19 protein-coding genes, 2 tRNA genes and 2 pseudogenes are annotated in these 22,438 nt (G+C 62.1%); 11 read left to right on the top strand and 12 right to left on the bottom strand.

The annotated features are described in order from the left end of the window. Nucleotides 1-267: 267 nt before the first annotated feature. The 3 genes from EJ077_RS12965 to EJ077_RS12955 form a co-directional block, all read right to left on the bottom strand. Entirely contained in the window at nucleotides 268-1,554 is a 1,287-nt protein-coding gene (locus EJ077_RS12965; RefSeq protein WP_208702500.1) for an OmpP1/FadL family transporter, read from the bottom strand. A gap of 415 nt (nucleotides 1,555-1,969) precedes the next feature. Further along, nucleotides 1,970-3,100 carry an OmpP1/FadL family transporter gene (locus tag EJ077_RS12960; protein WP_208702498.1) on the bottom strand — a complete coding sequence of 377 codons (1,131 nt, stop codon included), beginning with the start codon at nucleotides 3,098-3,100 and terminating at the stop codon, nucleotides 1,970-1,972. A gap of 360 nt (nucleotides 3,101-3,460) precedes the next feature. Then, nucleotides 3,461-6,244, bottom strand: a complete 2,784-nt coding sequence (locus tag EJ077_RS12955) for a valine--tRNA ligase (protein WP_208702496.1) — start codon at nucleotides 6,242-6,244, stop codon at nucleotides 3,461-3,463. 168 nt (nucleotides 6,245-6,412) lie between these two features. Here EJ077_RS12955 and EJ077_RS32775 point away from each other — a divergent pair. Then, nucleotides 6,413-6,505 (top strand): annotated as a pseudogene (locus tag EJ077_RS32775) (VOC family protein); the annotation flags it as partial. Nucleotides 6,506-6,568: 63 nt separating this feature from the next. On the opposite strand, the gene EJ077_RS12950 reads toward EJ077_RS32775, so the two are convergent. The 4 genes and pseudogenes from EJ077_RS12950 to EJ077_RS12935 all read right to left on the bottom strand — a co-directional run bounded on the left by EJ077_RS12950 (nucleotide 6,569) and on the right by EJ077_RS12935 (nucleotide 10,057). Further along, nucleotides 6,569-7,405: a PopZ family protein gene (locus EJ077_RS12950; RefSeq protein WP_208702494.1), complete on the bottom strand. Its 837-nt coding sequence runs from the start codon at nucleotides 7,403-7,405 to the stop codon at nucleotides 6,569-6,571. Nucleotides 7,406-7,660: 255 nt separating this feature from the next. Then, nucleotides 7,661-9,046, bottom strand: a complete 1,386-nt coding sequence (locus EJ077_RS12945) for a TolC family outer membrane protein (protein ID WP_208702492.1) — start codon at nucleotides 9,044-9,046, stop codon at nucleotides 7,661-7,663. 180 nt (nucleotides 9,047-9,226) lie between these two features. After that, nucleotides 9,227-9,893: pseudogene (locus EJ077_RS12940) on the bottom strand (protein-L-isoaspartate O-methyltransferase). 90 nt (nucleotides 9,894-9,983) lie between these two features. Continuing rightward, nucleotides 9,984-10,057 (bottom strand) — tRNA-Cys (locus EJ077_RS12935). Between the two features lie 218 nt (nucleotides 10,058-10,275). On the opposite strand from EJ077_RS12935, the gene EJ077_RS12930 reads away from it, so the two are divergent. Then, entirely contained in the window at nucleotides 10,276-10,521 is a 246-nt protein-coding gene (locus tag EJ077_RS12930) for a hypothetical protein (RefSeq protein WP_208702490.1), read from the top strand. 48 nt (nucleotides 10,522-10,569) lie between these two features. On the opposite strand, the gene EJ077_RS12925 is transcribed toward EJ077_RS12930, so the two are convergent. Continuing rightward, on the bottom strand, nucleotides 10,570-10,830 hold the full coding sequence (locus tag EJ077_RS12925) for a hypothetical protein (RefSeq protein ID WP_208702488.1): 261 nt from the start codon (nucleotides 10,828-10,830) through the stop codon (nucleotides 10,570-10,572). A 221-nt stretch (nucleotides 10,831-11,051) separates the two neighbouring features. Here EJ077_RS12925 and EJ077_RS12920 point away from each other — a divergent pair. Beyond that, nucleotides 11,052-11,126, top strand: a tRNA-Asn gene (locus tag EJ077_RS12920). An 85-nt stretch (nucleotides 11,127-11,211) separates the two neighbouring features. Here EJ077_RS12920 and EJ077_RS12915 read toward each other — a convergent pair. Then, nucleotides 11,212-11,898 carry a GntR family transcriptional regulator gene (locus EJ077_RS12915; RefSeq protein ID WP_208702486.1) on the bottom strand — a complete coding sequence of 229 codons (687 nt, stop codon included), beginning with the start codon at nucleotides 11,896-11,898 and terminating at the stop codon, nucleotides 11,212-11,214. A gap of 283 nt (nucleotides 11,899-12,181) precedes the next feature. On the opposite strand from EJ077_RS12915, the gene EJ077_RS12910 reads away from it, so the two are divergent. From EJ077_RS12910 to atzF, 8 genes are read left to right on the top strand one after another with little or no spacing between them, the layout of a single operon-like run. After that, on the top strand, nucleotides 12,182-13,309 hold the full coding sequence (locus EJ077_RS12910) for a BMP family ABC transporter substrate-binding protein (protein WP_208702484.1): 1,128 nt from the start codon (nucleotides 12,182-12,184) through the stop codon (nucleotides 13,307-13,309). Between the two features lie 22 nt (nucleotides 13,310-13,331). Next, nucleotides 13,332-14,453, top strand: a complete 1,122-nt coding sequence (locus EJ077_RS12905; RefSeq protein ID WP_208702482.1) for an ABC transporter permease — start codon at nucleotides 13,332-13,334, stop codon at nucleotides 14,451-14,453. Continuing rightward, the gene (locus EJ077_RS12900; RefSeq protein WP_208702480.1) at nucleotides 14,453-15,379 is read left to right on the top strand and encodes an ABC transporter permease; all 927 of its coding nucleotides are present in this window, start codon (nucleotides 14,453-14,455) and stop codon (nucleotides 15,377-15,379) included. The genes EJ077_RS12905 and EJ077_RS12900 overlap by 1 nt, the downstream gene beginning before the upstream one ends. Nucleotides 15,380-15,404: 25 nt before the next feature. Beyond that, nucleotides 15,405-16,106, top strand: coding sequence for a cysteine hydrolase family protein (locus tag EJ077_RS12895; protein WP_208702470.1), 702 nt, complete (start codon nucleotides 15,405-15,407; stop codon nucleotides 16,104-16,106). Nucleotides 16,107-16,118: 12 nt separating this feature from the next. Next, nucleotides 16,119-17,648, top strand: coding sequence for an ABC transporter ATP-binding protein (locus EJ077_RS12890; protein WP_208702468.1), 1,530 nt, complete (start codon nucleotides 16,119-16,121; stop codon nucleotides 17,646-17,648). Beyond that, nucleotides 17,648-18,316, top strand: a complete 669-nt coding sequence (locus EJ077_RS12885) for a cysteine hydrolase family protein (RefSeq protein WP_208702465.1) — start codon at nucleotides 17,648-17,650, stop codon at nucleotides 18,314-18,316. Before EJ077_RS12890 ends, EJ077_RS12885 begins: the two co-directional genes overlap by 1 nt. Further along, nucleotides 18,309-18,659 (top strand): cupin domain-containing protein, encoded by a 351-nt coding sequence (locus EJ077_RS12880; RefSeq protein WP_208702463.1) that lies wholly within the window; start codon nucleotides 18,309-18,311, stop codon nucleotides 18,657-18,659. The genes EJ077_RS12885 and EJ077_RS12880 overlap by 8 nt, the downstream gene beginning before the upstream one ends. Then, entirely contained in the window at nucleotides 18,656-20,473 is a 1,818-nt protein-coding gene (gene atzF / locus EJ077_RS12875; protein ID WP_208702462.1) for an allophanate hydrolase, read from the top strand. The genes EJ077_RS12880 and atzF overlap by 4 nt, the downstream gene beginning before the upstream one ends. A 564-nt stretch (nucleotides 20,474-21,037) precedes the next feature. Here the strand turns inward: atzF and EJ077_RS12870 are convergent. The 3 genes from EJ077_RS12870 to EJ077_RS12860 form a co-directional block, all read right to left on the bottom strand. Further along, nucleotides 21,038-21,337, bottom strand: a complete 300-nt coding sequence (locus tag EJ077_RS12870) for a DUF982 domain-containing protein (RefSeq protein ID WP_208702982.1) — start codon at nucleotides 21,335-21,337, stop codon at nucleotides 21,038-21,040. Nucleotides 21,338-21,383: 46 nt separating this feature from the next. Then, nucleotides 21,384-21,836 carry a hypothetical protein gene (locus tag EJ077_RS12865; protein WP_208702459.1) on the bottom strand — a complete coding sequence of 151 codons (453 nt, stop codon included), beginning with the start codon at nucleotides 21,834-21,836 and terminating at the stop codon, nucleotides 21,384-21,386. A gap of 68 nt (nucleotides 21,837-21,904) precedes the next feature. Continuing rightward, nucleotides 21,905-22,381, bottom strand: coding sequence for an Hsp20 family protein (locus EJ077_RS12860; protein WP_208702457.1), 477 nt, complete (start codon nucleotides 22,379-22,381; stop codon nucleotides 21,905-21,907). Between the last annotated feature and the right edge of the window lie 57 nt (nucleotides 22,382-22,438).

Here is a 22,438-nt window from a genome sequence, read left to right as displayed (position 1 = left end):
GCGGCCTGCCTCATCGCCGAGCCTTTTAGCGCGCGTCCCGAGACGAGTTCGAGGTGCGCCGGGTTTATGGCGGGAAATGGGCAATTTCCTCGGCCTGACCTTTAGCGCAGGGGTTGTTCAGAAAGTGTTGCCAAAACGTCACATTTGTACAATGCGGCCGAGGTGCTGCTTATATGCAACGTAGCTTGGGTATCGAACGCCCGAAATCTCCACACCAACGAAAAAGGCCGGGCGATGCCCGGCCTTTTTCGAAACATTTTCATAATCTTAGAACTTGATCTTGAGACCGCCAGAAATCGCCGTCACCAGGTCGTTGCCGAAGTCGTAGCTGACGTCGGTCCCGGCTGGATAGCCATTAGCATCAACCACCACTCCAGAATGGCCGCTGGTCAGCACCCCGATTGCGCCCGCCAGGCGGAGTTCGATGTTGGGCCGCGGCGTATAGGCGACGCCCCCGCCCAATGTCCATGTATCGGTCTGGTCGCCATATCCGTGCGACGTGCCACGATCCCAGGAGATTTGTGCGGCACCACTCCAATGTTCGTTGAACTGATGGCCAATGCCGCCGGTGACCGTCCAGCCATCGCGATACATCAGGTCGAGCGAGGTTAACCTGACGGGACTAGGGGAAATCGACGTACAGGGAGCGAGACCCTTGCTGGCCTCCGAGCAAATCGGAATACTTTGCAGCACGCTCCAATTGACCCACTTGATCGAACCGAAAGCAAGCCAACCTGGGGCGATGCCGGATTGAAGCTTCAATTCCACGGAATCCGGCATCTTCGCCGTCCCGTAAATATCGGTCAGCGCGGAAGAGCCGGGAGGCAGCAGACCCGCAATCGGAGCCAGGGATGTCGTATCGAGCGTGCCCGAAATATTATCGAGCTTGACTTGTGAATTGTAGACGAGACTGGCGCGCAAGGCGATGTCGGGAATTTCGTAAGCGATACCAGCCCGCCAGCCCCAGCCGTCGCCCTTCAGATCGATACGACCGACGAAATTGGCAGGAACGGGGAAGACGCCTGAAAGGTCTGGAACGCCGCCGATATAGCTCGTCTTGTAGCCGTAGACTTCTTGATAAAAAGCGCCGCCGATGAAGCGAAGTTGACCCTTGCCGACCTCCATCTTGTAGGAGCAGGTACCGGCGTAATTGTTGCTCTTGATATTGGTTTCGATGTTGGAATATGCGCCGTTCCAGATGCCCGGGCTCGAACGCGCCCCCCAAGGCTGGGAGTAATCCAACAAGCAGTCCACGCCATGACCGAGCGACGCCTTGACGCCAAAGTAAGGCACCCAATAATCGTCAGTGTTGCGCGCCGAGCTATTGCCGCTCAGCGGGGCGGGGTTTCCGGACGTATCCACCGCGTTCTTCACTTTGCGTTGCGGTGACACATAGGTCGCATCGGCGTTCGCAGTGAACGGGGCAGGATCAAACAAAAGGTCGATGTCATAACCACCACGCTCGATGCCGCCGGCATGCGCCGCATTCATCGCCGTGCCGATCAGAGCCAGTGAAAAGCACCCCGCCCCCAGCAGTGCCTTCAGCTTGTCCATGAGTCCCCTCCCCGAATTCGAACACCACCCAAGCAAGAACCAATTTGCCTGGGAGACGCAACAACGATTTCAAGAGGCGTACATGTACATATTTCCCGGATGCGCTTCCCGGTCATGCACCGAGCGGCATGATCCGCGCAAATTGCTGATTTGAGAGCATCGTTCCTGAAAAAACGCAGGAAAACCAACCAATACCCGCAGAAAAATGGCATTCTGGGGCACATTTCGCCCAACGTTACATTATGGCAACATCGCGGCAAAAACTTCCGTTTACGTCAACGACAATATTCGCGTCCAAGCTAATATGAACCAGCGGACGCCAAAACAGATCCCGACTTTTGCGGAACGCAGCAAAGAACCGGCCAAACAAAAAGACCGGGCACTGCCCGGCCTTTTTCGTCGATATTCTTCGTATCTACCACTTGATGCTGTAGCCGCCCGACAGCGCATAGCCCCAATCGCCCTGGACAGTACGATTGAGGAAAGAAGGCGCATACTGGGTCTCCGACACCGAGGCCAAATAGACTGCGGCGACGCCCAGTCGAAGTTCACCGCCCAGCTTGTCCTTCATCGCGACCCCGGTACCCACGGTATAGGTATCCCCCGTCAGATCCCAACCCGTGCTCACGCCACGATCATAGGACGCAAAGAGAGTTCCGGAGAACTGATCGTTGAACTTATGGCCAACGCCACCAGTGACGGTCCAGCCATCGCGCCAAAAATAGTCGTTGCCATTCTCTATTCCCAAGGACGGCACATGGAGGTTCAACTGCTTGGTGACCGACCAATCGGTCCACTTGACACTGCCGTAAACAAGCCAACCCGGCGCTACACCGGTTTGAGCCTTGAACTCCAGCGACTGAGGGAATTCGGTGTCCCCGCTCGCAGGTCGGGTCAACGATATGGGAGTCAACGGAGGCCTGGCATCCGCCGAACCGGACGCGTCGATCGATACACCGGAGCGGTACATCAACTGAGCGCGCAATGCGATCTCCGGAATCTCATAGGCAACGCCCGCACGCCACCCGACATTGCTGTCCTTCAGGTTGACATTAAGCAATCCAGCGACCGCGAGGAGGTTGTAGTCGACATCCTCATGGTAGACGCCGCCGAGTACCCAAAAGCGACCCTTGCTCAAATCAAATTTGACGCCGCAGGTGACAGCGCCTTCATAGATTGTGAAATTCTCCTTGAGCTTCGCAAGGGTTCCACTGGGCGAGGACCATGTCGCTCCACCACCATAAGATTCCGTGTAGGTACCTGCGCAAGATAGGCTGTCCGACAGCCTGAACTTCACAGCGGCCGAAGGGACAGCGTAAGCGTCTGCATAATTCTCACCAACCAAGCTCGGATTGAGCAGGTTTTTCGAATACTTCCTGGTGGGCGCGACATAGGTCACGCTCGTGCGCATGTTGAAGTTGCCGTCCTCAAAGAGAATGTCGGTATCGGCCGTGCCGCGCGAGAAGCCCCCAGCGTGCGCCGAGGCCATCAAGACCAACGAAAAGCACCCTGCCCCCAGCAGTGCTTTCAGACGCAAATTGTTCATGGATGTCCTCCCCGAATATCTAGTGCGTCAAGCTAGAACCAATTCAGGTTAACGGCGCAACAACGAATTCCGGGGGCGTACATGTACATGTTCGCCAAACGCTTTTTCGACAAAATGCAAAGGAACGTCACGAGGCCCAAAACGGCCCTGGCCACATCCAAAACGCCGAAAAAATGCAGAAAATGGCCCCAAAAAGCTCTAAAACGGCCAATTTTGAGGGGACCCGGCCTCAATTGTTACATTATGGCAACAATGGGCTAAAAGTTTCCGTTTACGTCAACATTTACGCAACGGAATGCCCATTTTTGAGGCAGATGACGCATGGAAATTCGCGCCGGCGTCATGGGCGAATCTGCCCCTTCAGCCGGCGTCACGAACCCTGGTCAGCGCTACCGAAAGCTTGTCCTGCGCGGCGCGATATTCGGCCAGCTTTTCCCGTTCGCCTTCCACGATCTCGGCCGGAGCGCTGGCAACGAATTTCTCATTCGACAGCTTCTTGTGCAGGCGCGCGATTTCCTCGGTCACCTTGACCAGTTCCTTCTGCAGCCGCGCGGCCTCCGCGGTGAGGTCGATCAGGCTGCCAAGCGGCAGGCAGATCGTCGCCTCGTTGAGCACGATCTGTGCCGACCCCTTGGGTGCCGCATCGGCGAGCGAGATGTCACCGACACGCGCCAGCCGCTTGATAGCTGAGTCCTCGCGAACCAGCCGTTCGCGCGTCACGTCGTTGGCGCCGACCACCACGAGCGGGGCTATTGCCGCCGGTGGCACGTTCACCTCCGAGCGCACCGAGCGGATGCCGGAGACCAGATCGACCAGCCAGTTGATGTCGGCGGCCGCTTCAGCATCCTCGAAATCCGGCGACGGCCATGCGGCATGGCACAGAAGCGACTCGCGCTCCTTGCCCTCGCCCGCCGTCTGCGCCCACAGCTCTTCGGTCATGAACGGCATCATCGGATGCAGGAGCTTGTAGATCTCGTCGAGCACGAAGGCGACGCAGGCGCGGCTTTCGGCCTTGGCCGCCTCGTCCGCGCCCATGAACACCGGTTTCAGCAGCTCCAGGTACCAGTCGCAGAACAGGTTCCAGACGAAGCGGTAGGCGACTCCCGCCGCCTCGTTGAAGCGGTACAAGGTGAGGCCGTCGGTGATCTCGCGCGTGGCGCGTGTCAGCTCGGTCAGGATCCAGCGGTTGACCGCCAGCTTGGCGTCGTTCAGCCAGAAATCGTCATTGCGCGCGACTTCGTTCATCTCGGCAAAGCGCGTCGCGTTCCACAGCTTGGTGCCGAAATTACGATAGCCGGCGATGCGCGCCGGGTCGAGCTTCACGTCACGTCCCTGCGCCGCCATCACCGTCAGGGTGAAGCGCAACGCGTCGGCGCCATATTCGTCGATCAGATCGAGCGGGTCGATGACGTTGCCCTTCGACTTCGACATCTTGGCGCCGTTCTTGTCGCGGACGAGCGCATGCACATAGACGGTGTGGAACGGCTCCTCGTCCATGAAGTGCAGGCCCATCATCATCATGCGGGCGACCCAGAAGAAGATGATGTCGAAGCCGGTCACCAGCACGTCGGTCTGGTAATAGGTCTTCAACTCCGGGGTTTCATCCGGCCAGCCCAGCGTCGAGAAGGGCCACAGCGCCGACGAGAACCAGGTGTCGAGCACGTCCTCGTCGCGGGTCAGGATCTCGCCCGGCTTGAAGTTTTCGAGCTTGTCCTCGACCCAGGCCTTCCAGGGGCCTTCAAGCGCCAGATAATATTCGATCGCCGCGCCCAGCGCCTCTTCCTCGGACTTCTCGACGAAGACGCGCCCATCCGGTCCGTACCAGGCGGGGATCTGATGCCCCCACCACAGCTGGCGCGAAATGCACCAGGGCTGGATGTTCTCCATCCAGTCGAAATAGGTCTTCTCCCAGTTCTTGGGCACGAAATTGGTGCGCCCCTCGCGCACCGAGGCGATCGCCGGCTTGGCCAGTTCCGCCGCGTTGGCGTACCACTGCTCGGTCAGGTACGGCTCGATCGGCACACCGCCACGGTCGCCATGTGGCACGGCGTGGCGGTGCGGCTCGACCTTGTCGAGGAAGCCGCCGGCCTCCATCAGTTCGACGATCTTTTTGCGGGCGACGAAACGGTCGAGACCGTCGAGCTCGTCCCAGACAGCTTGCCGCTCCGGCGTCACCTCGAGGCCCGCCAGGAAGTCCTCGTTGTCCTTCAACTTGATGGCCGCTTCGACGGTCAGGATGTTGATTGCCGGCAATTGGTGGCGTTTGCCGACCTCGAAGTCGTTGAAGTCATGCGCCGGCGTGATCTTGACCGCGCCCGACCCCTTTTCAGGATCGGAATATTCGTCCGCCACCACAGGTATCTTGCGGCCGACGATCGGCAGGACGACGTTCTTGCCAACCAGTTGCCGGAACCGCTCGTCGTCGGGGTGCACGGCGACCGCCGTATCGCCCAGCATCGTCTCGGGGCGCGTCGTCGCCACGACGATGAAGGTCTTCGGGTTTTCCGGATCGAAGGTCGCGCCTTCGATCGGATAGCGGAAATGCCAGAGATTGCCGTTGACCTCCTGCTGCTCGACCTCGAGGTCGGAGATCGCGGTCAACAGTTTCGGATCCCAGTTCACAAGGCGCTTGTCCTTGTAGATCAGCCCTTCCTTGTAGAGGCTGACGAACACTTCGAGCACGGCCTTGGAAAGGCCCTCGTCCATGGTGAAACGCTCGCGTGACCAGTCGGCGGAGGCGCCTAGACGTTTCAGCTGGTTGAAGATCAACCCACCCGATTCGGCCTTCCATTCCCACACTTTCTCGATGAATTCTTCGCGCGTCAGATCGCGGCGATGGATCTGCTTTTCCATCAGCCGCCGCTCGACCACCATCTGCGTGGCGATGCCGGCATGGTCCATGCCGGGCTGCCACAGGACGTTCTTGCCACGCATGCGCTCGAAACGAACCAGAATGTCCTGCAGCGTGTTGTTGAGCGCATGGCCCATATGCAGCGACCCGGTGACGTTGGGCGGCGGAATGACGATGGTGAAGGCCTCGGCCCCCTCTTCCGCTCCGGCCCCGGCGCGAAACGCGTCGGCTTCCTCCCACACCTTGGCGATCTTCGGCTCGACGGTCTTGGCGTCGTAGGTCTTTTCAAGCATGGGAAAACGGTCCGCGCTGTCGGGAATTTTGCTGGTTCGGTGTAAATCGGAAGGTCTTGGCCAAGTCAACCGCAAGGGCAGCCTGGGATCATCACAAGCAGATAGGCGCGGACCTATTCATTTCAACAGATGGCCGCGTGGCCACCGCATCTTCACCGCGAGGCATAGCTGCGAACCGAGCCTTGGGGCTCCCGCACCTTCATTGTCAGCGACCCCGATGGCAATTTGATCGCCTTCGCCAGTTCGGCAACCAGCGGCTGACCTCGTCACAACGAGAAACGCCGCCTCGGCAGCGGCGTTTCTTCTGGAACTCAGGCCTGGACGCTATTGCGCCCCGCGTGCCACGCGCTCGATCTCTTCGCGCACCAGCCTTTCGACGAGCGTCGGCAGATTGTTGTCCAGCCAATCCTGCAGCATCGGGCGAAGCATTTCTTCGGCCATCTCGTCGAATGTCTTCTTGCTGCGGCTTGCAAAAGCGTCGGACAGTTCGCCGAAGGCAGCCGCAACCTGCCGTCCAGTGTGTTCGGAAAGAATCGCGGGACGCACCGCATGCGCTTCGTTTGCCGCCGTGCGCGCCTGAGCCGTGCCCGTTGGAGCATCGCTTGACGAAGGCCGCTCGATCGCAGGTTCCGCCGCCGGCTCGCTCACCGACACCTCCGGCTGGGGCGATGGGCGGATGCTCCGCTCCGGCATCGCCTTGGCTTGCTCGCCAACCGCCGCGATCTCGCGACGCCAATCGGCCACGATGGCTTCACTTGTCGCAACCTCCGCGGGAGCCACCGGCGCGTCGCGGCTGGCGGCAGGCATCGGCTCGGCGGCAACCCGGGCGCTGACCTCGGCCAATGTCGTCGGCGTCCTGCCCGCAGCCGGATCGGCGCGTGGCGGCGTTTCCGTGCGTGCTGTCGCCAGCGGTATGGCTGGCGCCTGGATTTCCGCCATCGCGACGGGCTTCCTGGCCTCGGGGACGGCATGCAGTTCGGCGCGGAACGCATCGATATCCGCGGCTGGAACACCACTCGGCGCGGGCTCCAGGTCCTGCTGCAACTCATCGGTCTCGCCCGGCTGCTTGCGGCCGTTGTCGCTGTCTTCGATGATCCTCCTGATGGAAGCGAGTATCTCTTCCATGGAAGGTTCGCGCTGTGCGCTGCTTGCCGTTGCCATCGTCACATCCGCCGCCCTTGTGACCCGTTGCAGGTTTCCGCTCCGGCAAGAGCCGGATTCGAATCATGGCAACAGCGTAACCGACGGATCGCCGCACGAGAATCCCCAATCTGAGGACATGTGGGATTTCAACAGATTAGAGCGATTCCGCCAAAGCCGTGTGACCGTCCCCGTCAGCAACCAACAAAAGGACAACGACAGTCCTGCGTTTCCTAAAGAACCGCCCAGCCCGGAAACGCCGTTCGAACGAAGGGCCTAGCGGCCATCCGGCGTGCGCAGGCCGATCCACTTGTCCTTGACGGCGTTGTAGTGTTCCTCGGGCTTGTACTTCGTCACCTGCAGCGCCAGCCGTTCGGCTGAGAGGTGGCCGATCGCTGACAAGATAGCATAGCTCGCTACGACCACGTCGTGTTCGGAATTGGCCTGGTTGATCTTAGCCGTGATCACGGTGGCCTGCGCGTTGAGCACGTCGAGCGTCGTGCGTTGGCCGACATTGCGTTCTTCGATGACGCCATTCAGCGCCAGTTGCGCTGCTTCGATCACTTGCCTGTTGGCGGCAACGCTTTGTTGGGCGGCGGTATATTGCGACCATGCCGACGCAACGGCCTGACGCACCTGGTCGCGACTGACATCGACCTGGATGCGCGCTTGACCCAGCGATTCCTTGTTCTGCCGCACGACTGCCGAGGTCCGGCCACCGGAATAGATCGGAATGGTCAGCGTCGCGCCGATATTGGCCGAGGTCGAATTTCCGTTGGAACCCGACACATCGGGGATGGCGTTGCGGTAGTTTTCCGAAACGCCAGCCGACGCCGACAGCTGCGGCAACAGCGCGCCCTCGGACGATTTCACCGAGAACGCCGCGGCGTCGACCAGATGCTGGGTGGCAAGGATGGCCGGGTGTTCGGCCGAGCCGATGGCGATCGCGGCATCGAGGCTCGACGGCAGCAACCTGCCCAATGGCGAAGCGGCCTTGAGCTTGCCGGGCTCGTCACCGACCACCTGGTGATAGGTCGCGGCGCTGGCCAGCGCCTGCGCGCGGGCAGCGCTCAGCGATGCCACCGCGGAAGCGCGCGAGGCATCGGCCTGCGCGACGTCGGTGCGCGTGCCTTCGCCGACCTCGAAGCGCGAGCGCGCGGCGCGCGCCTGCTCGGTCAGGAACTGCAGGTTCTGCTCGGTCAGCACGGCGATCTGCCGGTCGCGAATCACGTCCATATAGGCGGTGGCCGCGTTGAACAGCGTGTTCTCCTCGGTATTGCGCAGGCTTTCCACCGACGCCTTGACCTGGGCTTCAGCCGCCGCCACGTTGTTTCTCGTCTGGAAGCCGTCGAACAGCGATTGATTGATCTGAATGCCGTAGCTGCCGCTTGTCAGCTTCGAATTGCCGCCGCCATTTGCCCGGCGCGTGTTCGTATAGTCGATATTGGCTGAACCGGTAACCGTCGGCCGCCAGCCCGACTTGGCAATGGCCACGCCCTCGTCGGTGACACGCACGCCGGCACGCGATGCATTCAGCGTGGAATTGTATTGATAGGCTTTTGCAAGAGCACCGGTGATGGTTTCAGCCGAAGCGGCCAGCGGGGATAGCGCGGTCGCCGAAACAAGGACGGCGGTGAAAAGTGACTTGCGTATTGACGGCACGGTTTAACCCTCATTCGTTTCCATGGGAACCGCGCCGCACCAGCTTCTCTTCCTGAGCAGCCCGAACGGCGTGTTTCATGTTCCCTGTTGCTCAGCCCAAAGTGCCCCCAGTCTGGGATCAGCAACGATCGTTCAAATGCAAGCGACCATGACAAAGCCTTTGCTGCAAGGCTAAATCATTCAGAATTCGAAAGCATGCTCACGTTCGAATCCGGGTAGTGGCTTAATTGCCGCATTAAATGCCCTTCTTCCGGTTACAACCCCCCAGCCTTGAAAAAAGTCGCGCCACGCCCGAATTGCCCTGGCCCTCGACCGCAACCAGGCGCCCACCTTCGGCGAGTTGGTCGAGCAGCGACGCCGGCACTTTACCGACGCTGCCCCCGATGAAGATGACATCGTACGGCGCCTTCCCCGCATGGCCTTGCGCCAGAGCGCCCTGAACCACGGTCACATTGCCGCAGCCGAGGCTGGACAGGGTCGACGCGGCGGTTTGCGCCAATGCCGCATCGCTTTCGAGCGCCACGACGGATCTTGCCAGGCGCGACAGGATCGCAGAAGCGTAGCCGGTGCCGCAACCGACATCGAGCGCCGAATCGGTCACGCTGATCTCGGCCAGTTGCATCAGCTTGGCCAGCGGCGAAGCCTCCATCAGGTAGCGCGAGCCATCGGCGCTGTCGGCGATGCGGATATCCTCGTCGATATAGGCGAGATCGCGCTGGCGATCGCCGACGAAAACCTCGCGTGGCACGGAAAGCATCGCGTCAAGCAGCGGCGCGCTGGTCACGTCGGTGGTGCGGACCTGACCATCGACCATCTTGATCCGAAGTTCGGAGAAATCAGCGCTCATGTCCCAACCAATCTGCTTGCCGCGTCAGAATCGCGGTTCATGTCGACCGGAACTTCAGGCTCCGGCGCTGACGCGCGGGAGCCCGGGTATTGGAGGCCTCGCCCGGAATCGAACCGGGGTGCAAGGATTTGCAGTCCTCTGCGTAACCACTCCGCCACGAGGCCTCGTTGCTCCCGGCGTTCCACCCGGTTCCAATAGGTTGCGGCGAAAAAGCCGTCAAGCGGCCACGACGTATTCCGAACGGTTTCCTCCGCGCCGGCCTCAGCCCCTATCAGATCGCCGTCACAGCCACCCGCTCACATTCGCAATCCGTTAAGCATGGCGGATGATCGAGCGAAACTCCGCGCGCCGGCTTGCGTTGAGAAACCGGGAGGACTGCGCCATGGCCCTGGCCAAACCCAAGGACGAAACGAATGAAACGGAAAGCGTGCCGCTGCTGGGGTGCGAGGACTTGGTGCGCTACGCCATCGACTGCCTGAGAATAGAAGGCACAGGCAGGCTTTCACCGCGTGACCGCGCGCGTCTGGCTTCGGCTTCCGCGGTCCTGAAGGAGATCAGCGAGGATCTGAAGGCAGGCACGCAACCGGATTCCGAGCAATCTAGCACCGAGAAACAGCGCCAGAATTGATTCTCTTCGAAGACCACCGCCCTGCGAGATGCGTCGGCCAACGGCCGCTCAATCCGGCCGGCGTCGCCGCTCCCACCAGACGACCAAGCGGCGGCGGTGGCGGCGCACCAGGGCAAATTCGTAGGAAAGTACCAGCAGTCCGAGCGGCACCATCCAGAAGCCAAGGATGGGCAAGAACCCGAGAATGCCGCCAATGGTCAAAAGCACGCCGATCGTGATTCTGAGACCGCGCGACTGCGGCATGGTGAATTCGCGCCCGAAAACCGAGATCTTTCGTGCTGGTATCCGGTTTTCGTCCGCTGCCGTCATCGCGAAGAACTGCCTGTCTGGGGGCTCGATAATGTCATTTTACGAAAGCTGCGGCCGCCCTTTCGGTTCCGTGCCGTCGCCAAGACGGCTAATATGAGGGCGGCCAAGGCCGATTGCGAGAAACCGACACGTGAAAAAGTCTCGGAAAAATGCGAAATGCTTCTTTGCAAAGCCGAAACGGGTTTGCTATAGGCTGCGCCACTTGCTCAAAGAGCCTCCGTTCCCCGGTAGCTCAGTGGTAGAGCAACCGGCTGTTAACCGGTTGGTCGCTGGTTCGAATCCGGCCCGGGGAGCCAATGCCTTTTTCTGCGCTATGGCACGACCTGCATGCCAGCGCGCGATTTTCCCCCTGCGGCAAGACGGCTTCCTGCGCATCAGTGATCATGAATGAGAATGCCTGTGGATATCCGGGCCAGGCGTTGCTGCGCCCGCGGCGAACACAGAGCTCGCCTCGCTGACGATGGAAACGTGATCTCGCGCCGCCTTGCCGGCCGCAGCACCGTCGCCGCGCATGATCGCGGTCACGATGGCGTCGTGCTCCTGCCAGGATTTGGAAAGGCGGCCCGGCAACATGAACTGGGCGCGGCGGAACGGCGCCAAGCGGCTCCGCGTCATGACAGTCATTTCGTAGATATGGGCGTTGTGGGCGCCGCGATAGAGCCGGGTGTGGAACTCGGTGTTGAAATGCTCGTAGTCCTCTTCGGCGCCCAACTGCACCATCCGCGCCGAAGCTCGGTGCTCGGCCTCGAGCGCATGGCGCTCGCTGCTGGTCATGCGCTCGGCCGAGAACCGCGCGCAGATCGCCTCCAGTTCGGCCATGCTCTCGAACATCGAGGCGAGATGCTCCTGCGTCACCACCGCGACGATTGCGCCGCGGTTCGGCCTCCTTTCGACCAGCCCCATCGCGCTCAGCTGGCCTAGCGCTTCCCTGACCGGTGTGCGTGAAACGTCGAAGCGGGCCGCGAGCCAGGTCTCGTCCAGCTTTTCGCCAGGGCGCAGGTAGCCGGTGACGATCCGGTCGCCGATCGCCCTCACCATCTGATCCACGGTCGTGCCCGACCTGATCAAGCTGCGCTTCCCCGACAAATCTCCTCCGTCCGGCCTTCTTGCGTGTCGGCGGCCTCTTGGACTCAAATACGCCCCTCTATGCCTCTATTTTAATCTGCCTGTCAAATTGGCTAATTTAGAAGCAAAAAGTGCATGCAATTGCCTCTGCTGTGAGCAGCTGGCTTTGGTACGGATACTGATTTTATTGGCTAAATCGCCAGCTCTGAACTGGCACAGTGATTGCATGCACTTTCTTGCCGGCATGTTAACCGACCCGGAAAGGGTCCTACAGGGGAGCATTCAGATGACCGCGAGATTCACGCTTAACCGCCGCGACCTGCTCAAGACCTCCGCCGTGGGAGCGGCGCTCGGCCTGGTCTCGGCCTCCTTTCCTATTCGCCGCGCCTTCGCCGCCAGCGCCACCGTCGGCTTCATCTATGTCGGACCGAAGGACGATTACGGATACAACCAGGCCCATGCCGAGGGTGCCGCTACCCTGAAGGGTATCGAGGGGATCACCGTCGTCGAGGAAGAGAACGTGCCGGAGACGGTCGACGTCCAGAAGACCATGGAGTCCATGATCAACCTAGACGGCGCATCGCTGATCTTCCCGACCTCGTTCGGGTATTTCGATCCCCACATGCTGGCCATGTGCGCGAAATTCCCCGACGTGCAGTTCCGCCATTGCGGTGGCATGTGGAACAAGGACAAGCACCCGATGAATGCTGGTTCCTATTTCGGCTATATCGGCATGGGCCAGTACCTGAATGGCGTCGTCGCCGGCCATACCAGCAAGTCGAAAAAACTCGGCTTCGTCGCCGCCAAGCCGATCCCGCAGGTGCTGCTCAACATCAACTCCTTCCTCCTCGGCGCGCGCTCGGTCGATCCCACCATCACCTGCCAGGTCATCTTCACCGGCGAATGGTCACTGGCCGTCAAGGAGGCGGAAGCCACCAATGCCTTGGTTGACCAGGGGATCGACGTCATCACCTGCCACGTCGACAGCCCCAAGGTCGTGGTCGAGACGGCCGCCGGCCGCGGCGCCTTCGTCTGCGGTTACCACGCCAACCAGAGCCCGCTGGCGCCTGAAAAATACCTGACCGGCGCCGAATGGAACTGGGCCAAGGTCTACAAGATGTTCGTCGACGACCTCGTCGCCGGCAAGCCGCTGCCCAATTTCACCCGCGGCGGGCTGGCCGACGGCTTCGTCAAGATGAGCCCGCTCGGTCCCGCCGTCGACGAGCCGGCGCGCAAGCAGTTCGACGTCACGCTGGCGGAAATGACCAAGGGCGGCTTCTCCGTCATCAAGGGCCCGTTGAAGAGCAACAAGGGCGCTGTCGTTGCCACCGAAGGGCAAGCCTTCGCGGAGACGGCGATCGAACTCGAAAGCATGGACTATCTCGTCGAGGGCGTCGTCGGCTCAACCGCGTAAACCAGGCGGGCGGAGGCGGATCATGGCAGAGACGGTCAGCAATGCGGACGTGCCGGTGTTCGGCGTCAAGGGCTATCCGGCGGGGCTCGAATGGGTTGCCCGGCGGGCCGAGGCCTTCGTCATTCCGGTCGCGGCGCTGATTGTCGGCATGGCGATCTTCAGCCTGTTCATCCTGGCGGTCGGCAAGTCGCCGGTGCAACTCTACGAAGTGATGTGGCGCGGCGGCTTCGGCTCATGGTTCTCTATCCAGAACTCGCTGTCGCGTGCCGCGCCCCTGCTGCTGGCCGCACTCTGCGTGGCACTGCCGGCGCGGCTTGGCCTCGTCGTCATCGGCGGCGAAGGGGCCATCGTGCTCGGTGGTGTCGCCGCCGCGGCGGCCGGCATGGCGCTCAACGGCGCTCCCTCCTTCATCGTCATTCTCGTCATGGGCGTGGCGGGCATGGCCGCCGGCGGCATCTGGATAGGTGCCGTCGGCGCGCTCCGCCATTACCGCGCCGTCAACGAGACCATTTCGAGCTTGCTGACGGCCTATATCGCCATCGCGTTGATGAACCAGCTCGTCGAAGGGCCGCTGCGCGACCCGGCCTCGCTCAACAAGCCGTCGACCCAGCCGCTGGCGGAGGCCTACCGAATCGGCAACATGCCCGGCACGGAGGTGCATTGGGGGCTTGCCGTCGGCGTGCTGGCCTGCGTGCTGTCCTGGGTGCTGATCGAAAAGACTCGCTGGGGCTTTGCCGCCCGCATCGCCGGCGGCAATGTCAGGGCGGCGCAGGTGCAGGGACTTGCCGTTGGCTCTCTCATCGTCGGCTTCACCGGCCTTGCCGGCGCCTTCGCCGGTCTGGCCGGTATGCTGGAGGTCGCCGCCGTCCAGGGCAGCGCCAACGCCTCGCTCGCCGCCGGCTACGGTTATACCGGCATCCTCGTCGCCTTTCTTGCCCGCCACAATCCGCTGGCCATCATCCCGGTCGCCTTCCTGCTTGGCGGCATAGACGCGTCCGGCGGGCTGATCCAGCGCCGCATGGACCTGCCCGACGCCACGGTGCTGGTGCTGCAGGGCATGCTGTTCATCGTCATCCTGTTCAGCGAGACCTTTTACGGCCGCTTCAAGGCCTTCAATCCCGATCTCTGGCGAAGGAGCAGCTGATGGACGCCACCGGGATCGGCCTCTGGGGCGTGCCACTCGCCATCCTCGGCGGCGCCATCCGCGTTTCGACGCCCTTCATCTTCGTCTCGCTTGGCGAAGCCATCACCGAGCGTTCGGGACGCATCAATCTCGGCCTCGAAGGCACGCTGGTGTTCGGCGCCATGACCGCCTACGCGGTGGCGGTGATGACCGGCTCTCCCTGGCTCGGCCTTCTCGCCGCCGCCTCCGCCGGCTCCTGCTTCGGCCTGTTCCACGGCTGGATCTGCAAATTCCCGAAGGTCAACGACATCGCCATCGGCATCGCCCTGATGCTGTTCGGCTCCGGTCTTGCCTTCTTCTTCGGCAAGCCGTTCATCCAGCCTTCCGCGCCCGACTTGCCGGCCATTCCTCTCGGTGCGTGGTCCGATATCCCGCAAGTGCAGGCCGCGCTCGACGTCAACGTGCTGTTCCTGATCGGCGCCGCGCTGGCGGTGTCCCTGTGGTGGGCCTTCCGCAACACCCGCGCCGGCCTCATCGTGCGCGTCGTCGGCGACAGTTCCGACGCCGCGCGTGCGATGGGCCTCAATCCCGACACGGTGCGCCTGATCGCCACCGGCGTCGGCGGCGCGCTGGCCGGCATCGGCGGCGCCTATCTGTCGCTCTATTATCCCGGCAGCTGGTCCGAAGGGATTTCGTCGGGACAAGGGCTGATGGCGGTGGCGCTGGTCATCTTCGCGCGATGGAACCCGCTCGGCTGTTTTGCCGCAGCACTTCTGTTCGGCGGCGCCGGTGCGCTCGGGCCGGCGCTGCAGTCTGTCGGCGTCACCCAAGGCTACTACCTCTTCTACGCAGCGCCTTACATCCTCACCCTCGTCATCATGATCGCCACCTCGTCGCCTAGCCGCTCACTCGCCGGCGCGCCGGGCGAACTGTCGATCACCAAATGAGCGCGACAAGACTGGAGTTTTCCGCATGAACGCCAGAGCCGAATTCACCCAGCACTATATCGACGCCGACCCCTATCCGTGGCCGTACAACGGCGATCTTCGTCCGGACAATACGGCGCTGGTCATCATCGACATGCAGACCGATTTTTGCGGCCCGGGCGGCTATGTCGACCACATGGGCTACGACCTGTCGCTGGTGAGGGCTCCAATTGAGCCGATCAAGTCCGTGTTGTCGGCGATGCGCGCCAAGGGCTACACCATCATTCACACCCGCGAGGGCCACCGGCCCGACCTCGCCGACCTGCCGGCCAACAAGCGCTGGCGCTCGCGCCGCATCAATGCCGGCATTGGCGATCCCGGTCCTTGCGGCCGCATCCTGGTACGCGGCGAGCCGGGCTGGGACATCATCCCCGACCTCTATCCCATCGAAGGCGAACCGATCATCGACAAGCCGGGAAAAGGTTCGTTCTGCGCCACAGATTTCGAGCTGATCCTCAACCAGCGTGGCATAGCAAACATTGTGCTCACCGGCATCACCACCGATGTCTGCGTCCACACCACCATGCGCGAGGCCAACGATCGCGGCTTCGAATGCGTGATGCTGGAGGATTGCTGCGGCGCTACCGACCACGGCAACCATCTCGCCGCCGTCAAGATGATCAAGATGCAGGGCGGCGTGTTCGGCGCGGTGTCGAACGCGAAGGCCTTCGTTGCGCAACTGCCATGATGAGGATCGGCCATGAGTGACGGCGGCAAAAGAGCGGTCGGCGTCGAGACCATCGGCATGACGATGCGCTTCGGTGGCTTCACCGCGCTCGACACGGTGTCGATCAAGGTGCCGGCGGGGTCGTTCCACGCGTTGCTTGGCGAGAACGGCGCCGGCAAGTCGACGCTGGTCAAATGCATGATGGGTTTTTACCACCCGACCGCAGGCGACATTCTTGTCGACGGCCGCGAGGTCAGCATCGCCAGTCCAAGGGATGCTTCCGCACTCGGCCTCGGCATGGTCTACCAGCATTTCACGCTGGTGCCGTCGCTGACCGGCGCCGAGAACCTGGTCATTTCGCGCGAGAAAGTGCCGGGGATCATCGACTGGCATCAGGAGCGTGCCGACCTTGCCGACTTCATGGAACGCATGCCGTTCAAACTGCCGCTCGACGTCAAGGTTGCCGAGCTTGCGGCCGGCGAGAAGCAGAAGCTCGAAATCGTCAAGCAGCTCTATCTCGGCCGCTCCTTCCTGGTGCTCGACGAGCCGACCTCGGTGCTGACGCCCGGCGAGGCGCAGGAGGTGCTCGGCCTCGTGCGCGCCATGACCAAGGCCGGCGGCCTGACGGTCTTGATGATCTCGCACAAATTCCACGAGGTGACGGCCTTCGCCGACGATGTCAGCGTGCTGCGCAAAGGCAAGCTGACCGGCACCGGAAGCGTCGCCGATCTCGACCACAAGGCGATGGCGGCAATGATGATCGGCGATCAGCCGATCACCGCGCTCGACAGCCGGTCGGCAACCAAAGCGGACGCCGATATCGTGCTCAAGGTTACCGCGCTGGAGGCACCCGACCGCACAGGGCTGAAATCGATCCGCATCGACGATCTCAAGGTGCGCTCCGGCGAGATCGTCGGCGTCGCTGGCATTTCCGGCAACGGCCAGAAGGAATTCCTGGAAGTGCTGGCCGGGCAGCGGGCGCGCGACGGCGGCGCGGTGCTGGTCAAGGGCTCCCCCTATGCCTCGAGCCGCATCGAGGCGCGAACGCTGAATGTGCGTCTGATTCCGGAAGAGCCGCTGAAAAACGCCTGCGCGCCGAAGATGACGGTGGCCGAAAACATCGCCTTCCGCACCTTCGACATCGACGGCAATGGCAAGCCGGTGAATTGGATCAATGCGAACGGGATCAAGAACTTTGCCGCGCGCCTGGTCGAGCAGTTCAAGGTCAAGACGTCGTCGCTGGCCTCGCCGATCTCGTCGCTGTCCGGCGGCAATGTCCAACGCGCGGTGCTGGCCCGCGAACTGACCGGAGATGTCGATCTGCTGATCGTCTCGAACCCTTGCTTCGGCCTCGATTTTTCCGCCGTGGCCGAAATCCGGGCGCGGATCATGCGCGCGCGCAACGCCGGCGCCGCCGTGCTCTTGATGTCGGAAGACCTCGACGAACTGCTCGAACTCTCCGACCGCATCTTCGTCATGTCCGACGGCGCGCTGGTCTACGAGACGCCGATCGCGCAAGCCAGCGTCCAGACGATCGGCGAGCATATGGCGGGACATCACTGATGGCGGAAATCGATGCGCTTCCCTTTGCCTTCGCCTTCAAGCCGCAGACCATGGCGCTGGTGGTCATCGACATGCAGCGTGATTTCGCTGAGCCGGGAGGCTTCGGCGCCAGCCTCGGCAACGATGTCGGGCGCATCACCGCCATCGTGCCGACGGTAAAGAAGCTGATCGAGGGCTTTCGCGCCGCAAGCCTGCCGGTGATCCACACGATGGAGTGCCATCGGCCCGACCTTTCGGACCTGCCGCTGGCCAAGCGCAACCGGGGCAACCCCTCGATCCGCATCGGTGATCTCGGCCCGATGGGCCGGGTGCTGATATCAGGAGAACCGGGAACGGCGATCCTCGACGAATTGGCGCCGCTGCCCGGCGAGATCGTCATCGAGAAACCCGGCAAGGGCGCATTTTACGCGACCGGATTCGGCGACGACCTCAAGCGGTTGGGAGCACAGCAACTGGTCTTTGCCGGCGTCACCACCGAGGTCTGCGTGCAGACGACCATGCGCGAAGCCAATGATCGCGGCTATGAATGCCTGCTGGCCGAAGATGCGACCGAAAGCTACTTCGCCGAATTCAAGGCGGCTGCGATTGCCATGATCCGGGCGCAGGGCGCCATCGTCGGCTGGACGGCGACCGTCGATCAGGTGCTCGAGGGAATTGCCAATGCCTAATCTGAGTTTCGCCGGCCTGCTCGATGGCGGCTGGCGCGAGCTGGCGTTCGAGCATTTTCGCGAAGGCATCACGGTGCACTGGCTGCTGAGGGGTGGTCCGGTCGAGCCCTCCGTCGCGATCCTGAAATACCAGCCCGGCGCCGGCGTGCCGCGCCATCGTCATGTCGGGCTGGAAACCATCGTCGTGCTGGAAGGCACGCAAAGCGACGAGAACGGCGACTATGCCGTCGGCAGCGTCATTCTCAATCCGGTCGGAACCGAGCATTCGGTGTGGACCGAAAACGGCTGCGTCGTGCTGATCCAGTGGGACCTGCCGGTGATTATTCTGGGAGAACAACGATGAGCGATATCCGCTTCGATTTCGCCAATCTCCACGCCGCCTACGCGGCGGGCCTGCCCGTATCGGCCATGATCGAAACCGTATTCGAGCGCATCGCCGAAGCTGCCGACCCCGGCATCTTCATCCACCTTGCCGACAAGGCAGACTTGGTTACGTGGGCGGCAGCGCTCGGCCCCTTCGATCCCGTGACAAAGCCGCTGTGGGGCATCCCATTCGCGGTCAAGGACAATATCGACGTCGTGGGCATGCCGACGACGGCGGCCTGCGCCGAATACACCTACCGACCCGACAGGGACGCCACCGTGGTGGCGCGGTTGAAGGCGGCCGGCGCGCTGGTCGTCGGCAAGACCAATCTCGACCAGTTCGCCACCGGTCTGGTCGGCGTGCGCACGCCATATCCGATCCCGAAAAACGCCATCGATGCCAAACTGGTGCCTGGCGGGTCCTCGTCCGGTTCAGCGGTGGCCACGGCGCGTGGCATCGTCTCCTTCGCGCTTGGGACCGACACGGCCGGCTCCGGACGCATACCGGCCGGCCTCAACAACATCGTCGGGCTGAAACCGACCGTCGGCGCGCTGTCGGCCGCTGGCGTCGTGCCGGCCTGCCGCACGCTCGACTGCATCTCGATCTTCACGCTAACCGTCGATGATGCCTACACGGTCTTCAGAGTGGCCGGTGCCAAGGACGAGGCCGATGCCTATTCGCGCACCATTGCCGCGCCGCCTCTCGCCGCCCGCTCGCCGGTGCTGACGGTCGGCGTTCCGGCCGAAAGCGATCTCAAATTCTTTGGCGACGATGCCATGCAGGCCAGCTTTGCTTCGGCGCTTTCAATGCTGGAAAAGCTCGGCTGCAAACTGGTGGAAATCTCCTTCGGTGATTTCTACGCCACCGCCAATCTGCTCTACGAAGGTGCCTGGGTCGCCGAGCGTTATGCGGCGATCCGCGATTTCATGGACGCCAACGAAGCCGTCATGCATCCGGTGACACGCCAGATCATCGGCGGCGCGCGCAAGCTGTCAGCGGCCGATGCCTTCAGGGGTCTTTATGCCTTGCAGGCCTACAAGGCCAAGCTTGCCCCGGTCATCGCCTCGGTCGACCTGTTCTGCGTGCCGACCGCGCCGACGCATTACACAGTCGATGCCGTGCTTGCCGACCCCATTGCCACCAACAGCCGGCTCGGCACCTATACCAACTTCGTCAACCTGCTCGATATGTGCGGCATTGCGGTACCAACCGGCACGCGCGGCGACGGCCTGCCGATGAGCGTGACCTTGCTCGCCATGGCCGGCAAGGACGCGCTTGCTGCATCGCTCGCCCGCGATCTTCATGCTGCGAGCAGCCTTTCGCTCGGCGCAACCGGTTGGCCGTTGCCGAACCCATCATCGCTTGCTCGGCCAGGCGAAGACGGAACGATCGAACTGGTTGTCGTCGGCGCTCACCTTTCAGGCATGCCGCTGAACGACCAACTCAGAGAGCTGGACGCCAGGTTTTGTCGATCGGCAAAGACATCGGCGGCGTATAAGCTTTATGCACTCGCCGGTCAGTCGGTGCCCAAGCCCGGCCTGGTTCGCGTCGAGAACGGCGGCGGCGTGTCTATCGAAGTGGAGGTCTGGCGGCTCGGCCCGGAAGCCTTCGGACGCTTCGTCGCCGCCATCCCCTCACCGCTCGGCATCGGCACTATCGAGCTCGATGATGGCACCTCGGCAAAGGGTTTCCTGGCGGAACCGGCGGGATTGACAGCCGCAACCGACATCTCAGCCTTTGGCGGCTGGCGCAACTATATGATCTCAGGTGGCGAATCCAGTCTGAAGTCATGACGGCTAGGGTCACAGGCATCCCGCGTCTACGTGCCGTAGACATTCTGGATCCGCGCTGATCCGGTCATGCGGCCTTGACCTCTGCGACGCGGTACCGGCCGTAGCCTACTCGCACAAGCAGTCCCTCTTCGCACATTTCAAACAGGTAACATCGCGGGAGGCCGGCGTCGGTTAGATCTCGCGCCCGCATTTCGCCTCGCTCGCTAGCCGGAGCAACAGCGCGATCGCGAAGTGATATTGGTGGACCGCCGCCGAGGCGGAGTGCCTCGGCGCGATCCCGGTCACGCTTTCGCATGCGAGGCCACGCATCCTTTCCTAGGGCTCGCGCATCCTTTCGTAGGGCTATGGCGAATTCATAGTTCGCATTCTTGTCGACGCCGGGGAGCCAACATTTCCAAGACCTCTACCACTGCGCGCCGGGCACCGAACGCGACGCAGTGGTTTTGCCGTAACGACAGCTCGTCGCGATACCCCGTACGGAGCCCCCGGAAAGGCCGATTGCCTAAGAGGCAGCGCCTTGACGGGCTGTGGCAGCTACACCTCTGGCCGCTGCCATTGCCGCAGCTAGGCGGCTACCCCACCGCGGCCTGATTTGGTGCCGCTCATCCAGGGCAGCGGAGCAAGCGGCTCCTGCAGGATCTTGACGGATCTCGCGAACCCCGCGACGGCATCGCGCGCGACCGACAGTGGTATCTGGCCATCGTAAGCGCGCTGGCAAGCCCGGAAGGCCGTTTCGAAAATAGGCCCCCGACGCTCCCGCGGCCACTCGTCCAGGAAATCGAATGCATCCTCAAGACTTCCTATTTCTTGAATGAACTGGCCATCTTTGACCAGCACCGGTCGATCGAACGTCCTGTCGCCCATATGGTCCTCCATTCGGTTGAGCGATTTGGTTTGCTGGTTCAGCTTTTCACGCGACGGCATGCTCAGGCTCCGCGAACATGCCGCCATCTCCACATCTGGGTGGGACACCGGCATATGCCGGAACCGGCGGCGGATCATCGTCATCGTCATCTCGCCAGGGGTATCGCAGCCAGCTGCGCCTCGTTTTGTTGCGACGCCGGCCTGAAGACCGACTGCGGTCAAACGGGGCCCTGGCCGGCGGCTTGCGCCCAATCTCGTCCAGGGCGTGGAGCGCACGAAGAATCTCGCTGACTTGCGCAACGGCACCGCTGTCCAATTGACGTAGGGTGGGATTGTCGGGAACCGCATTGGCGTCTGAAGCCCAGAAGGCGAGCAAAGCCCTCTTCTCGCCGACCGTCATTTCCTCGTTCAGGACGTCTTCGGGCGTACGCAAGGCAGCGAATTCCGCTGCGTGATCTGTCAATCTGGATTCATGAAAACAGTCAGATTCGTATCTCATCTCCATTCTCCGCGATCTGTGCCTCCCGGCCAAGCCGGGAGGCGGACCACAGACTGAGGTTTCCAGTATCAGGCGACCTTGCGTTGCGCATCCATGGACTGCTTGTTGCCGCTATCCTGAAGCGGAACCGCTCTGGCTTCGGAGCCGATCTCGATGCGCCGAGGCTTGAGTTCCTCTGGCACTTCGCGGACCAGGTCCACCGACAGCAGGCCATTATGGATATTGGCCGCCTTGACCTTGACGTGGTCTGCAAGTTTGAACACCTGCTTGAAGTTGCCTATCGCCAGGCCACGGTGGAGGATTTCCCGATTTTGCTGATCAGGCTTCCTCTGTCCGATTACGGACAATTCAGGACCGTTCTGCACAAGTTCCACTTCGTCAGGACCGAAGCCGGCGACGGCCATCGTGATACGATAGTCGTTGTCGCCATTCTTCTCGATGTTGTAGGGAGGCCAGTCGGAGCGGACGCTGTTTTCAAGCATGTCGAACAGCCGATCGAAGCCGACCGTGGTGCGGTAAAGTGGGGAATAATCAAAGCTTCTCATAGCCATATCCTCCGTGAAGCAACATGGTTTACGGGTCGCCGCAGCGTCGCCGCGGCG

It is taken from the genome of Mesorhizobium sp. M8A.F.Ca.ET.057.01.1.1 (genome assembly GCF_003952565.1).
GTDB lineage: Bacteria > Pseudomonadota > Alphaproteobacteria > Rhizobiales > Rhizobiaceae > Mesorhizobium.
This window is presented reverse-complemented; position numbering and strand designations above follow the sequence as displayed.